The sequence below is a fragment of the Priestia sp. VA7 genome (assembly GCF_055710015.1).
Genome location: NZ_JBVQPN010000001.1, coordinates 702,487 through 716,599, shown reverse-complemented (window position 1 = coordinate 716,599; position 14,113 = coordinate 702,487). Strand labels below are relative to the sequence as shown.

At 39.7% G+C, this 14,113-nt stretch carries 15 protein-coding genes; all 15 read right to left on the bottom strand.

The genetic code is table 11. The annotated features are described in order from the left end of the window. Window positions 1-9 precede the first annotated feature (9 nt). The 15 genes from AC0C45_RS03780 to fliM all read right to left on the bottom strand — a co-directional run bounded on the left by AC0C45_RS03780 (window position 10) and on the right by fliM (window position 14,102). Complete coding sequence (locus tag AC0C45_RS03780; protein WP_016765382.1) at window positions 10-504, bottom strand: chemotaxis protein CheD; 495 nt, start codon at window positions 502-504, stop codon at window positions 10-12. A 50-nt stretch (window positions 505-554) separates the two neighbouring features. Then, a complete protein-coding gene (locus AC0C45_RS03775; RefSeq protein ID WP_014458457.1) occupies window positions 555-983 on the bottom strand; it encodes a chemotaxis protein CheW in 429 nt (142 codons plus the stop codon). 30 nt (window positions 984-1,013) lie between these two features. Next, window positions 1,014-2,993 carry a chemotaxis protein CheA gene (locus tag AC0C45_RS03770; RefSeq protein WP_257061303.1) on the bottom strand — a complete coding sequence of 660 codons (1,980 nt, stop codon included), beginning with the start codon at window positions 2,991-2,993 and terminating at the stop codon, window positions 1,014-1,016. A 14-nt stretch (window positions 2,994-3,007) separates the two neighbouring features. Continuing rightward, complete coding sequence (locus tag AC0C45_RS03765; RefSeq protein ID WP_047930774.1) at window positions 3,008-4,051, bottom strand: protein-glutamate methylesterase/protein-glutamine glutaminase; 1,044 nt, start codon at window positions 4,049-4,051, stop codon at window positions 3,008-3,010. A 9-nt stretch (window positions 4,052-4,060) separates the two neighbouring features. After that, window positions 4,061-4,930 (bottom strand): MinD/ParA family protein, encoded by an 870-nt coding sequence (locus tag AC0C45_RS03760; protein ID WP_047930775.1) that lies wholly within the window; start codon window positions 4,928-4,930, stop codon window positions 4,061-4,063. Continuing rightward, a complete protein-coding gene (locus AC0C45_RS03755) occupies window positions 4,923-6,020 on the bottom strand; it encodes a flagellar biosynthesis protein FlhF (protein WP_237892903.1) in 1,098 nt (365 codons plus the stop codon). The genes AC0C45_RS03760 and AC0C45_RS03755 overlap by 8 nt, the downstream gene beginning before the upstream one ends. Beyond that, on the bottom strand, window positions 6,020-8,056 hold the full coding sequence (gene flhA, locus AC0C45_RS03750) for a flagellar biosynthesis protein FlhA (protein ID WP_472927906.1): 2,037 nt from the start codon (window positions 8,054-8,056) through the stop codon (window positions 6,020-6,022). The genes AC0C45_RS03755 and flhA overlap by 1 nt, the downstream gene beginning before the upstream one ends. Window positions 8,057-8,086: 30 nt before the next feature. Beyond that, a complete protein-coding gene (gene flhB / locus AC0C45_RS03745; RefSeq protein WP_047930778.1) occupies window positions 8,087-9,169 on the bottom strand; it encodes a flagellar biosynthesis protein FlhB in 1,083 nt (360 codons plus the stop codon). Window positions 9,170-9,171: 2 nt separating this feature from the next. Further along, the gene (fliR, locus tag AC0C45_RS03740; protein ID WP_016765389.1) at window positions 9,172-9,948 is read right to left on the bottom strand and encodes a flagellar biosynthetic protein FliR; all 777 of its coding nucleotides are present in this window, start codon (window positions 9,946-9,948) and stop codon (window positions 9,172-9,174) included. A gap of 2 nt (window positions 9,949-9,950) precedes the next feature. Beyond that, on the bottom strand, window positions 9,951-10,220 hold the full coding sequence (gene fliQ / locus AC0C45_RS03735; protein ID WP_016765390.1) for a flagellar biosynthesis protein FliQ: 270 nt from the start codon (window positions 10,218-10,220) through the stop codon (window positions 9,951-9,953). 10 nt (window positions 10,221-10,230) lie between these two features. Further along, entirely contained in the window at window positions 10,231-10,899 is a 669-nt protein-coding gene (gene fliP / locus AC0C45_RS03730; RefSeq protein ID WP_013084783.1) for a flagellar type III secretion system pore protein FliP, read from the bottom strand. Beyond that, the gene (locus tag AC0C45_RS03725) at window positions 10,892-11,533 is read right to left on the bottom strand and encodes a flagellar biosynthetic protein FliO (protein ID WP_016765391.1); all 642 of its coding nucleotides are present in this window, start codon (window positions 11,531-11,533) and stop codon (window positions 10,892-10,894) included. The genes fliP and AC0C45_RS03725 overlap by 8 nt, the downstream gene beginning before the upstream one ends. 63 nt (window positions 11,534-11,596) lie before the next feature. After that, window positions 11,597-11,959, bottom strand: coding sequence for a response regulator (locus tag AC0C45_RS03720; RefSeq protein WP_016765392.1), 363 nt, complete (start codon window positions 11,957-11,959; stop codon window positions 11,597-11,599). Between the two features lie 21 nt (window positions 11,960-11,980). After that, the gene (gene fliY, locus AC0C45_RS03715) at window positions 11,981-13,111 is read right to left on the bottom strand and encodes a flagellar motor switch phosphatase FliY (RefSeq protein ID WP_253948207.1); all 1,131 of its coding nucleotides are present in this window, start codon (window positions 13,109-13,111) and stop codon (window positions 11,981-11,983) included. Then, entirely contained in the window at window positions 13,101-14,102 is a 1,002-nt protein-coding gene (gene fliM / locus AC0C45_RS03710; RefSeq protein ID WP_472927905.1) for a flagellar motor switch protein FliM, read from the bottom strand. The genes fliY and fliM overlap by 11 nt, the downstream gene beginning before the upstream one ends. Window positions 14,103-14,113 lie beyond the last annotated feature (11 nt).

Below are 14,113 nucleotides of genomic sequence, written 5' to 3'. Positions count from 1 at the left end.
GAGCGCGCTTTATATCGTTTTTATCCCTTCGTTAATCGTACGAACCTTTAAAATAGCCGTTTGAGGATCAAATTCAATTGTGCGTCCGTTGTGTCCTCCTGTAGCTTTTGCTGCAATTTCTACACTGTTTCTATGCAGCTCTCTCTCTACTGCTTGAACATTTCGAAGGCCAATTCGCATGACATCATTTCTTGGTTCAAATTGAAACATCTGCGCGCCTCCTGCTATTTTTGCTTTTAACAATTTTCTATGTGCGCCTTGTTTAATCAACATATTTATCAAATCAAAAATGGCTGTATCTGCATATTTAGCTCTATTAAAAGGACATTTAGCTCCGCTTGAATCCGGAAGCATCACATGAGCGAGCCCAGCTACTGAGTGAATAGAGTCATAAACGACAACTCCTACACATGATCCTAATCCCGCTGTTCGAAGCACTGCGGGTGCATGTGTAACATTCATCTCGGCAATTCCTACCTTAATCACTTGTTTATCATCTCTCACGATTCTTCAACTCCTAGAACCTTCAGCGTGATATCCATTATTCGTTTGACTCACTGGAGGTGGTCTTCTAAAGAGAGCACTTTAGGTAAATTTAGAAGAACAATTAAACGGCTATCTACTTTAACGACTCCGTTTAAGTATTCAACAGCTGTTCCTTCAACTGTTTCAGGCACTGAAGCAATCGTTTTTTCATCAATATCCACTACATCATTTGCCGCATCGACAATCAAACCTGCTTCTACATCATTAAGACGAACCATAATAATACGTGTCAGCTCATGGTTAAGCTGTTCTTGCAAGTTAAAACGAGTGCGCAAATCAATAATCGGTGTAATAACACCGCGAAGGTTAATAACACCTTTTACATATTCTTTTACTCCAGGAACGCGTGTTATGTGCTGAATCTTTTCAATCGACTGCACTTCTTCTACTGAGATTCCGTACTCCTCGTCTCCCAATTGAAACACAATAATTTTCATGCCTTTCTCCCTTTCTTTTCACAGCATTTGTTATTTAATCAAAGCGTTGCAATCAATGATAAGTGCTACTTGTCCATCCCCTAAAATCGTGGCTCCTGAAATAGCAAACACACCCGGCAGATAATGACCTAAAGATTTTAAAACAATTTCCTGCTGACCGATAAAAGAATCAACAATTAGCCCAGCGGTCTTTTCTCCTTTTTTCACGATGACTACTGAATAATGATCACCTTGTACCGAGTTAGGCACAGTGAATAGTTCTTTTAAATCAAGAAGAGGAATAATGGCTCCTCGAAAGTCAATAACCTTTTGACCGTGTACATGCATGACCTCTCTGGGCTGAACAATAGCTGTTTCAATAATCGAAGAAAGCGGCAAGGCATAGCGCTCTTCACTCATTTGCACGAGTAAAGCAGAAATAATAGACAGAGTGAGCGGCAGTTGAATGGAAAAACGCGAACCGTATCCTTCGTTAGAATCGATCGTTACAGAACCCCCTAGCGATTCAATCGTGTTTTTCACGACATCTAAACCTACTCCTCGTCCGGAAACATCTGAAATCTGCTCAGCCGTCGAAAAGCCCGAAGCAAAAATGAGCTCGTACACTTGTTTATCCGTCAGCGTTTCAGCTGTTTTCCCATCAATAATTCCTCGATCCAACGCTTTTTGCAGTACCTTTTCACGATTGATGCCCGCCCCGTCATCTTCTAAATCAATAAAGACATAATTTCCGCTATGATAAGCTTTAAGGCGAATCGTTCCCTTTTCATTCTTTCCGTTCTCTAAGCGTGCTTGAGGCATTTCAATTCCGTGGTCAACGGCATTTCTTAATAAGTGAACAAGCGGATCTCCAATTTCATCAATGACGGTTCGGTCCAGCTCTGTATCAGCTCCGACAATTTGAAGTTCAATTTGTTTCCCTAAATCTTTTGAAAGCTGTCTCACCATACGGGGAAAACGATTAAAAACGGTTTCTACAGGCACCATACGCATGTTTAAAATAATTGTTTGCAAGTCTCCCGAAATACGAGACATCCGCTCTACCGTTTCGTCTAATTCGCTATTATTCAATTCTTTTGATATTTGTTCTAACCTGCCTCTATCAATAACCAGTTCTTCAAACAAATTCATAAGACTGTCCAAACGGTCAATATTAACTCGAATCGTCTTGTTATTTGAGGGCGGTCTTTTCTCTTCAACAGGCAATTTGGAAGGTCCTGACATAGTAACTTCCTGTATAGCTGCCGCTACTTCTTGTGAAACAAGCTCTTCCTTTTCTTTTTCCTTTTTCACGAGAGCCTCAGTAATTTGCACGCTTTCCACTTCCGAGACTTCCATAATGCTCGCCTGCAGCTTTTCTTGCGATTCGTTTGTTACTAGTAAAACGATAAAAGATAATTCAAATTTTTCCTGTTCGATATCTTGAACAGTTGGCGCTGACTTAATGACGTCTCCTGCTTGCTCTAACACATCAAATACCATATAAGCGCGTGCAGCTTTTAATAAGCAGGTGCGTTCAAGCTGTACGGTTATTTCAAACGCGTTAAATCCTTGGTCTGCTGTTTGGCTGAGCAGCGTTTGTACTAATTCATCGTACTCAATGGAAGAAGCTGCATGCTGTGCTACAGGTTCCTCTGCTACAATACGCTGCAGCTTTTGAACAAGCAATTTGACATCAAGCTGACCATCGCCGCCTTCAGAAATAGATTGAACCATTATTTCTAGCGCATCGACTGATTCAAACAAAGCATCAAGAACTTCCGTATGAACGTCGAGTTGGTGATTTCGAACAGCATCTAACACGTTTTCCATTTTGTGAGTTAATTGTGCTAAATCATCAAATCCCATTGTTGCAGACATACCTTTTAACGTATGAGCAGACCGAAAAATTTCGTTTACATAGCCAAGATCATCGGTATTTTTTTCAAAACGCATTAGCTGGTCATTAACGTTTTGAAGATGTTCCCTGCTTTCTTCAATAAACACTTCTAGATATTGATTCATATCCATCGTAACTTTCCCTCCTATTTCTGTGCGTAGCGAGAAATAAAGCTTCCAACGTTTCGCAGCGGTTCAATATAATCAACAAGTTTTGTAGAAACGGCTGATTTGGGCATCCCATAAATGACAGCCGTTTCTTCCGATTCAGCCAATATAAGCGCATCTTTATTTTTCTTTAAATCAATAACCCCTTCTGTTCCATCGGCACCCATTCCTGTCAACACAATAGCAAGTTTTTGATAACCTGAAATTTTACTAATCGACTGAAACAAACGATCCACTGAGGGGCGATGTCCCTTTACAGGTGAAGAAGTATCTAAACAAATGCTGAGCTGTCCTTTTTTCTCTACAACCGTCATATGAAAACCTCCAGGCGCAATATAAGCACATCCTGAGCGAACGATTTCATTGTCTTTTGCTTCTTTTACTTCAATATCAGCTAGCTGATTTAGTCTAAGCGCTAATGATTTTGTGAAATTTGGAGGCATATGCTGCACAATAAAAATAGGTGCGCTTATGTCTTTTGAAACAGTTGATAATACTTCTTGCAGCGCACGCGGTCCTCCAGTAGAAGTGCCAATACAAATCATTTTGTTCACTTTCGTCCCCATCGGGAGGTTATATACACTGCTGTTTCGTACGTGCTGATGACTGCTTGAAGATATGTTGGCTTTACTAGCAAGCAATAGTTTAGAGATAAGCTCATCTTTCACTTTATGTAAGTCCAGCGAAATAGCTCCCGAAGGTTTAGCAACAAAATCAACTGCGCCGTACTGCATAGCGGTCAGCGTATTTTCAGCACCTTCTATTGTTGTACTCGATAACATGACAACAGGAAGGGGCTTCACACGCATGAGCTGTTTTAACATATCTAAGCCATTCATTTTGGGCATTTCAATATCAAGTGTCACAATGTCTGGCGACAGCTCGAGCGCTTTTTTTAACCCTTCTTCACCGTTACGTGCGGTACCCACAACGTGAAAACGACTGTCACATGCTAAAAAATCGCCGATTAGCTTTCGCATAAATGCAGAATCATCTACAATAAGCACCTTTATTTCATTCACTCTAATTTCCTACCTTTCAAGAAAAAATCGTTTGAGGCGCCGAATAAACATTCCCTCGTTTTTAGCCGTTATCCTATTGTCTTGAGGAATAAGAATACTCACCATTTCTATTAGTGATATACTCGCTTTAGATGCTGGATTTTGAAGCAAAAAAGGCATTTGGCGATTGACCGCTTTCTGGACAGCTTGATCGTTTGGTACAATACCTAATAGAGAAATAGATATGTTCAAAAACTGCTGAACAGCTCGGCTAAATCGTTCATACGTCTCATTTCCTTCTTTGTCAGAAAGCGTTTTGTTAATAATAAGACGAACCGGTGCTGATACAGAATAGGAAGCTGCTAGCTTAATAGCAGCGTAGGCATCTGTTATAGATGTAGGTTCTGGTGTTGTGACCACGATCATTTCATCTACAGCTTTTAAAAACTTAAGTACACTCTCTGACATGCCCGCTCCCATATCAAAAATCATATAATCATATTGATTTATTAACGAATTCAATTCTTGTATTAAATGAGCAAGATCTGATGGAGACCATTCAAATACAGAGGAAATTCCTGTTCCACCAGCCACATAAGCTAAATTTTGAGGACCTTTTTTAATAATTTGCTGGATGGAAAGCTTTTTTTCTAGCAAATCGACCATCGTATATGAAGTAGTTTGCCCAATCAAAATATCAATATTTCCCATCCCTATATCCATATCAAAAAGAAGAACTCTTTGCTTTTGCTTCGTTAGCGCAAGAGATAAGTTTAATGATAGATTCGACTTTCCAACTCCTCCTTTTCCGCTTAACACGGCTAGTGTTTTACAATTCCTTAAAGAGTTTTGATGCTTCTTTAACACTTTTTCTCTTAAAACTGCTGCTTGATCATTCATCTTTCCAATCTCCAAATACATCGTCAATAAACTCTTTTATTTTAAATGCCGAAACATCTTCTGGTACATCCTGCCCGTTTGTTGTAAAAGCAGCTCGCTGGCCGTAATGATATAACATATTTAAAAGCGAGCCTTTACGGGTGGTTTCATCTTGCTTCGTAAAAATCAAGTGATCAACAGGCAGACTAGCAAAACGTTCATATACAGCTTTCATATCTGATACTTTTGACGTTAGGGCTAAAACAAGAAACGTTTGCAAATCTTCTTGAAACGTAATAATTTTCTTTAAATCATTTACATATTGCTGTTCTAAAAAGTTCCGACCTGCTGTGTCAATAAAAATCACATCGTATGCTTCCGCTTCTAGCAAAGCTTTTTTAAAATCTGCTCCGTTATAACAAATCGTTAAAGGCGCATTCAAGATCGAAGCGTACGTCTTGAGCTGCTCAATCGCTGAAATTCTATACGTGTCAGTTGTAATAAATGCTATTTTTTGATTGTGTTCCAGGACACATTTTGCGGCCAATTTAGCAAGAGTTGTTGTTTTACCGACACCTGTTGGTCCTACTACACTTACATATTTTTTGAAAGGACCGCTCCATTCACTTGCTTTAAACTGATTGCCAAACCAGCTCTTCGTCCACTCCATAAGTTGATTTGAGTTAGGACGATGTAAGTAGTAGTACTCTAGCATAGGAGCCTCTATACTTTTTAAAATAGCTTCGTCTATTTCTTGCAAACGCAAATAGGCAAACACATCCTCCACTGCTTTTGGATATGAACCTGAAGAAACCTTTGGCACTTGATTCATTTGTGAGACAAGAGTATTTAACTCACTGAGCTGCTGCTTCATAAAAGATTGATTATCTTCCATACTGGGTTCTGGCGACGATGAATTCTTCTTTACGCTCAGCTTTTCTACGGAATCGACAGCTGCCAATACTTCTATTTTTGCCTTAGTAAATAGACCAAGAAACCCTCCTGTTCGAATTTGTTTTGAATGTAAAATAACCGCTTCCTCACCTAAATCTGAACGAATGGCTTTCATAGCTTGCGGCATGGATGCTACTACATATTTTTTTACTTTCATCAGATATCCACCACTCCAACACTTTGAACTTCAACATTTGCTTCTAGCTCGTTATATGATAAAACCGCCATATGGGGAAAATACCGCTCAGTGATTTGACGCACGTACATCCTCACCGCAGGAGAACATAACACAATTGGAGACTGTTCTTGAAAAGAAAGTGTTTCTGTTTGCTTGGCTATACTTTCCAGGATAGCTTGTGAAACGTTAGGGTCTAGTGACAAATAATTCCCATGCTCCGTTTGTTGAACAGCTTCCGCCATCATTTTTTCAACTTTTCCTGAAAGGGTAAGAACTCGAAGCAGACCTTCTTGGACCGTATATTGACTGGTAATTTGTCTTGCGAGTCCTTGCCGGACATATTCAGTTAACAAATCGGTGTCTGACGTCATTTTGCCGTAGTCTGCCAGCACCTCAAAAATAATGGGTAAATTTCGAATTGAGACGCTTTCTTTTAAAAGCTTTGCCAGTACCCTTTGAATGTCTCCAACAGAAAGCGGATTAGGCGTTACTTCCTCAATTAAAATAGGATACGTTTCTTTTGTGTGATCGATTAGTTGCTTTGTCTCCTGCCTTCCAATCAGCTCATGCGCATACGATTTTATAACTTCTGTTATGTGCGTAGACACAACCGACGGCGGGTCAACAACGGTATACCCGAACATCTCAGCCTGCTCCTTCGCGGACTCACTAATCCATTTTGCAGGCATTTTAAAAGCTGGCTCTAACGTATCAATTCCTTCAATCAAATCATCATCCACTCCCGGACTGATTGCTAAATAGTGATCGAGCAGCAGCTCCCCTTTTGCCACTTCATTGCCCTTTATTTTAAGACAGTATTCGTTGGGCTGAAGCTGAATGTTGTCTCTGATGCGAACAACCGGAATGACCAATCCTAGCTCAAGTGCCAGCTGTCGCCTAATCATCACAATTCGATCAAGCAGATCGCCTCCTTGATTCGTATCAGCAAGCGGAATTAATGCATACCCAAATTCAAATTCAATTGGATCAACGCTTAATAGATTGACAACACTCTCCGGACTTTTCATTTCATTGTCTTCAAGCTCTTCTTCAGTAGGCGCTATTTCTTCACGAACCGCCTGATGCTTAGCCCGAGACAAATAATAGCCTCCCACTCCTAACAAAATAGCAATAGGCATTGTAATAACATCATTAATTGGCGTAATTAAACCAAGAGCCGCAATCGTTCCTCCAGTGACATAAAGCATAACGGGAAAAGCAAACAGCTGCTGTGTAATATCTTCGCTCAAATTACCTGTTGAAGCAGCTCTAGTGACGATAATACCTGTCGCTGTTGAAATCATAAGGGCTGGAATTTGACTCACTAACCCATCGCCTACTGTTAACAAAGTAAAGGTTTGGGATGCTTCAGTGATGGACATTCCCATTTGCAGCATGCCGATAATAATCCCAAATAAGATATTAATCAGGGTGATGACAATCCCTGCAATGGCGTCACCTTTGACGAATTTACTGGCTCCATCCATTGCTCCATAAAAATCTGCTTCGCGCTGAATTTTTTCACGGCGGTCAATTGCTTGCTTTTCTGAAATCATACCTGCATTTAAATCTGCATCAATACTCATTTGTTTACCCGGCATCGCATCTAAGGTAAAGCGGGCGGCTACTTCAGAAACACGCTCCGCTCCTTTTGTAATAACGAGAAACTGAATGATAATTAAAATAATGAAGACAACAAAGCCCACCAAAGGATTGCCTCCAATAACGAAGTGGCCGAATGTTTCCACCACTCCGCCTGCTTCTCCTGTTCCTAAGATTGAACGTGTTGTCGATACATTCAAACCTAATCGAAACAGCGTAAGAACCAGCAGCAAAGACGGAAATACCGATAGCTCTAAAGGTTCTTTCATATTCATGGAAACGAGCAGTACAAGCAGTGCAAGAGAAATGTTAATCATGATTAAAATACTTAATAACCATGAAGGCAACGGAATAACAAGCATAACGATAATAAGTACAACACCTATAACAACTGGCAGTTCTCTTGCAGACATTAATTTTTCTCTCCTTACAATAGCGTAACGTTACATTTTATTTTGAATGCGGTATACGTAAGCTAATATTTCAGCCACCGCTTTAAAAAATTCTTCGGGTACTGCATCTCCTACTTTAGTTTGGTCAAAAAGTGCTCTTGCCAGCGGGCGGTTCTCTACCATGATGATTTCATGGCTTTTGGCGATTCCTTTAATCTTTTGAGCAATAAAATCTACGCCGCTGGCTACAACATAGGGAGCATCCATTTTTTCTTCATCATATTTTAAAGCAATGGCATAATGAGTGGGGTTTGTAATGATGACATCTGCTTTTGGAACTTCTTGCATCATGCGAGACATTGCCATTTCCCGCTGCTTTTGCTTTATTTTTGATTTGATTAGAGGATCGCCTTCAATGTTTTTATGCTCATCTTTGATATCTTGCTTTGACATTCGAATATTTTTCTCGAAATCAAACTTTTGGTACAAATAATCAAGCAGCGATAAAAATAAAAGCATAAGCGAGGCTGCAAGTCCCATTTGAAAAACAAGCTTAGACAGAACAACCAGCGAGTCCCCTATACTTTTTTGAGATAAATTTAATACATCTTCTATGTGAATCCATAAGATAAAAAACGTGACGGCTCCGATACACATAATTTTCAGCGTTGACTTGATTAGTTCTACCAGCGCTCTCATGGCAAAAATCCGTTTGGCTCCGCTAATAGGGTTAATCTTTTCTAACTTAGGCTGAAGAGCCTCCGTGGAAAAAAGAATACCAACCTGCATATAATTCGCTCCGAGCGCAGCAATAAAAGCTGCGAGCATAACAGGACCTGCTGCAAGGGCTATTGCAGGAAGAAGGTGCTTAAACATCGCAAATACGCGCTCTGCCGTCACTTCCTCAAGCATATACGTTTGAAAAGCTTCTCTTAACAACTTCATCATTTGCTGTAAAAACTGTTTGGCTCCAAACAAAAAATAAAGAAAAACCATTAAAAGGATGAGCGCAGTTGTAACGTCTTGACTTTTAGCTACCTGTCCTTTTTTTCTAGAGTCTTGCTTTTTTTTAGGTGTAGCTTTTTCCGTTTTTTCTCCCGCGAAAAATTGCAAATCAACTTTTACTAAAAACAAAGCTACACCCCTCCTAATATGCGGATCGTCGCGCGCATCGCTTCTATCATTTGTTCAAATATGATTTGCATCATATAAAACATGCTCCCCATCACGACAATCAGCAAAATAAAGGCAACAATAATTTTTACCGGAAACCCCACTACGAAAATATTTAACTGCGGGACGGTTCTTGCGACAATTCCAAGCGCGATATCGACTAAAAATAATGAACCTACCAAAGGCAAAGACATTTGAACAGCTACTAAAAACATCGATGAAAAAACAGTTATGATGTGTGTAGCAAATGCTTGGCTTCCCACAGGGAAAGCTACTTTGTCTAACGGAATAATTAAATAACTATTATAGATGCCGTCTATTAATAAATGATGTCCATTGGTCGATAATAAAAATAGGAGAGCAAATACATATAAATATTGACCTAGTATCGGACTTTGCGCCCCTGTCTGCGGATCTATTACGTTGGCAATCGCAAACCCAACTTGAAAATCGATGAGACCTCCGGCAATTTGAATAGCCATAATAAATACATACGCAGTCAAACCAATAAACAACCCAACAGCACATTCCTTTACTACTAAAAGTACAAACTGTGCATCTAATGAAACGACGGGTAAATCAATTGTTGTCGCAATAATGACGGATAGTGAGGCAGACAAACCTACTTTATGAACTGCGGGAATCGTTTTGTATGAAAATAGCGGAACCGTAATAAAAAAAGACGTTACGCGCACTAGCACTAGTAAAAACGCGGGATAGGATAAGATCAACTGACTCATAGCTATCCTACGTACCGATACAGATTTGAAAAAATTTCATATGTAAATGAAATCATTTTTGATAACATCCACGGACCAAAAAATACAATCCCTACTAAGACAGCTACAATCTTAGGAACAAAAGCAAGTGTTTGCTCTTGAATTTGGGTAGTTGCTTGAAAAATACTAATAATGAGCCCAACTACAAGGGCCAGCAGCAATAAAGGGCCAGATACAATTAAGATCGTATATACGCCTTTTTCTGCTAACGAAATGACAAATTCTCCATTCATTGTCTATCACCTATTGAAAACTTATTAATAATGATTTAACAACTAAATTCCAGCCGTCAACCAGTACAAATAGTAAAATTTTAAACGGGAGCGAAATCATAACGGGAGGAAGCATCATCATTCCCATAGACATCAGCACGCTTGCTATAATCATATCGATAATAAGAAAAGGAATAAAAATCATAAATCCAATTTGAAAGGCTGTCTTTAGCTCACTGATTGCATAAGCCGGAACGAGCGCGGTTAAGGGAATATCTTGAACAGAGGATGGTTTATCTATATCCGCATATTCTAAAAAAAGAGCTAAATCTTTTTGTCTTGTATGGGCACTCATAAATTCTTTCATCGGTTCAGCTGCTTTTTCATAGGCTTGATTCAGCGTGATTTTTTCTTTTAAAAGCGGCTGAAGCGCCTGTTCATTTACCTGAGAAAAAGTTGGCGCCATAATAAAAAACGTTAAAAACAGCGATAAACCAACTAATATTTGATTAGGAGGCATTTGCTGTGTCCCGAGCGATGTACGTACAAATGACAGCACAATAACAATTCGTGTAAAGCAGGTCATCATAATTAAAATTCCAGGAGCTACCGAAAACACCGTCAGCAGCAACAAAAGCTGGACAGACGTTGAAATATTTGTAGGACTGCTCGAGTTAAAGAGATTCATCACTTCATTCATCGTTCTTTTTGTTCCTTTCTAACTCTTTCAGTACGTTTTGCCTTTTTATTTTCATTTCATTCATTTCTCGCTGAAAAAGCTGCTGAAAAGAATGACTAGATTTCTCTTCTTTTTTAGAAGTCAATTTTTCTAAAAAAGACGGTAGTACGACTTTATATTCGCTCTCGTTTTTCTGTTGTTCCTCATACTGCGTGAGCAGCTGCTGTTTCTCTTGCCCTGTAATTTCTGAAAGAAGCTGCACATTCTCACCGACTCCGATAATAAAAAGCTGATTTCCAACTTTAACTACTTGTACAGATTTGCTGCTTCCAACATTTGTACCACCCAAGTTTTGTACTACTTTATTTTTTTGCAGCAGCCTTCCTTTTTTATTTACAAATTTTAAGAGCGCAAAAAGCAGCCCAATTACAAGTAAAAACGCGAATATCATCTTCACGATATCTCCAGCTGAAAGCGTAGGCGTCCCCTGGAGTTCAGTTTTTTCTTTTGAATCAGTACTCTCACTCTCTGAACACTTCTCCGTTTTTTCCAAACATTCTTTTACGGATGCAGATCTACTTTCTGCATAGACGATTTGATTTGATCCTGCTAATACGCTTATTAACAGCGCAGCAATTACGAACTTTCGCAGCAATGTCTGCCACCTCTTACTTCAATATAGTGTAAGATTAGCGGGAAAGCCCCGCCAATCTGTTGTTTATCCAATTGCTTTTGAAATTGCCTCTAATACACGATCCGCTTGAAAAGGCTTAACGATAAAATCTTTTGCCCCTGCTTGAATAGCATCAATCACCATTGCCTGCTGGCCCATGGCTGAACACATAATCACCTTAGCATCACCTTTTATGGTTTTAATTTCTTTTAAGGCCGTAATTCCATCCATTTCAGGCATTGTAATATCCATTGTGACAAGATCTGGTGCATGCTCTTTAAATAACTCCACAGCCTGCTGGCCATCTGCCGCTTCCGCTACTACTTCATATCCATTTTTCGTTAAAATATCTTTGATCATCATGCGCATGAATGCAGCATCATCTACAATTAAAATTCGATTTCCCATCTCTACTCCTCCTAAAAATCATTACTTTAGTTTGTTAATACGGTCTCTTTGACTAATAATATCGGTTACGCGAACGCCAAAATTCTCGTCAATGACGACCACTTCGCCTTTTGCTATTAATTTGCTATTAATTAAGATATCTACTGGTTCGCCTGCTAGTTTATCAAGTTCAATGATTGCACCAGAAGATAATGCCAAAATCTCTTGAACCGTTCGCTTAGTTCTTCCAAGCTCCACGGTAACTTGAAGCGGGATATCAAGCAGCATGTCTAAATTTCGTGAATCCCCTTGAGGAGAAGACATGTGCTCGAACTCTGAAAACGATGCGGGCTGAACATCAACTGGTACATGAACAGATTCTGCCTGCTGTGTTTCTTCATGCTGTATGTCTTCAGCTGCCGGCGGTTCTGTTTGCTTTCCGTTAAGATCTGATTCTTTTTCAATAGAAGCTGCCGTATCTTCTGAATTTGGAACTAAGAGCTCTTCGACCAAACTTTTTGCGAACGGTATAGATAAAAGCTGCATAATATTCGAATCGATTAATGTGCCTACCTTCAAATTAAAAGAGACCTTTACAAAGACGTCATCTTGGGGAATCAGCTCTGTACCTTCCCCTTTTTGAATATTTAAAATATCTAAACTCGGCGGAGAGATATCAATTTTCTTTTGAAATACCGTGGACATAGACGTCGCTGCAGAACCCATCATTTGATTCATCGCTTCCTGCACTGCACTCAGCTTAATTTCATCCATGATTTCCGTCGGATTCTCACCCGTTCCACCAAGCATCAAATCTGAAATAACAGCTGCATCTTCATGTTTAATAACTAACAAATTCGTACCAGAAAAGCCTTCTGTATACTGAACTTGCACAGCGACATGAGGATTTGGAAATTCATTCGTCAGCTCTTCTTTATATACGAGCGATACAAACGGTGTGGTAATATCGACTTTTTGATTCAATAAAGCCGATAGCGCTGTTGCTGAACTGCCAAACGAAATATTTCCAATTTCGCCAAGCGCATCTTTTTCCATTTCCGTAAAGTAATCGTCTACTTGACTTGACTTATTCGGCTCTGAAAACTCGTCAAGTGAAGAAGTTCCTTTTAACAACGCATCAATTTCATCTTGCGAAAGCATGTCATCGTTCATTCCTTTCGTTCCTCCTCTTAACATCATCTAGAATTTGCACAGCAACTTTCCGCCTGACTTTTCCAGGCTGTGCAATAAATTTAGGTTGTTCTCCGACGTAAATAGTTAACGGATTATGAACGCTTGTTTGCAGTCGAATAACATCTCCTGCATCTAATGCTAGGAAATCTTCAATTGAAATATCCGCTTTTCCTAGCTCGGCTACAACCTGCAATTCCGCATCATTGATTTGTTCCTTTAGCTGCTCAACCTCTTGTACATTAGGTTCTTTTTTCGAAGATTGCATCCAGTAATGAACGGACAGTTTGGACACGATCGGCTCAAGCGTCACGTGCGGAATACATAGATTGATCATGCCCGTTTCATCTCCAATTTGTACGTTTAATGAAATGACGATGACAATTTCATTTGGTGAAATTACCTGCAAAAACTGAGGGTTCACTTCAAACTCTGATGTTTCAGGTTCAATTTCCGCAATAGAACTCCAAGCTTCTCTCATACTATCTAACGTTTTCTCTAACAAGTTTCGAACCAAGCTCGTTTCAATTTCCGTTAAGTTACTAATTTCCCCACCGCTCTCGCCTTGTCCCCCGAGTAAGCGGTCAAGCATCGCATAGGCAATGTTCGGATTGACTTCCATAATGATATGCCCCTCTAAAGGAGAGACGGCTATCACATTTAAGATGGTTACTTTCGGAACAGAGCGAATGAACTCCTCATACGGAATTTGATCTACTGATACAACGGACACTTGTACAACGTTACGAAGCTGCGCCGAAAAGACATTGATGAGCATGCGCGCATAATTTTCATGAATTCGCGTCAAACTGCGAATCTGATCTTTTGAAAAACGCAGGGCGCGTTTAAAATCATATGTACGAATACGCTGTTTTTTATTTTCTTTTTTTAGCTCATCCGCATCCATCTCTCCGGTTGATAACGCGGATAATAGGGCATCAATTTCATTTTGTGATAATACATCCCCAGCCACTAGCTTCCCTC

Excerpts from the sequence above, each read along its gene's own strand:
- AC0C45_RS03775 (WP_014458457.1), bottom strand. The coding sequence starts at position 983 with ATGAAAATTATTGTGTTTCAATTGGGAGACGAGGAGTACGGAATCTCA.
- AC0C45_RS03770 (WP_257061303.1), bottom strand. The coding sequence starts at position 2,993 with ATGGATATGAATCAATATCTAGAAGTGTTTATTGAAGAAAGCAGGGAA.
- AC0C45_RS03760 (WP_047930775.1), bottom strand. The coding sequence starts at position 4,930 with ATGAATGATCAAGCAGCAGTTTTAAGAGAAAAAGTGTTAAAGAAGCAT.
- AC0C45_RS03755 (WP_237892903.1), bottom strand. The coding sequence starts at position 6,020 with ATGAAAGTAAAAAAATATGTAGTAGCATCCATGCCGCAAGCTATGAAA.
- flhA (WP_472927906.1), bottom strand. The coding sequence starts at position 8,056 with ATGTCTGCAAGAGAACTGCCAGTTGTTATAGGTGTTGTACTTATTATC.
- fliR (WP_016765389.1), bottom strand. The coding sequence starts at position 9,948 with ATGAGTCAGTTGATCTTATCCTATCCCGCGTTTTTACTAGTGCTAGTG.
- fliQ (WP_016765390.1), bottom strand. The coding sequence starts at position 10,220 with ATGAATGGAGAATTTGTCATTTCGTTAGCAGAAAAAGGCGTATATACG.
- fliP (WP_013084783.1), bottom strand. The coding sequence starts at position 10,899 with ATGAATGAAGTGATGAATCTCTTTAACTCGAGCAGTCCTACAAATATT.
- AC0C45_RS03720 (WP_016765392.1), bottom strand. The coding sequence starts at position 11,959 with ATGGGAAATCGAATTTTAATTGTAGATGATGCTGCATTCATGCGCATG.
- fliY (WP_253948207.1), bottom strand. The coding sequence starts at position 13,111 with ATGAACGATGACATGCTTTCGCAAGATGAAATTGATGCGTTGTTAAAA.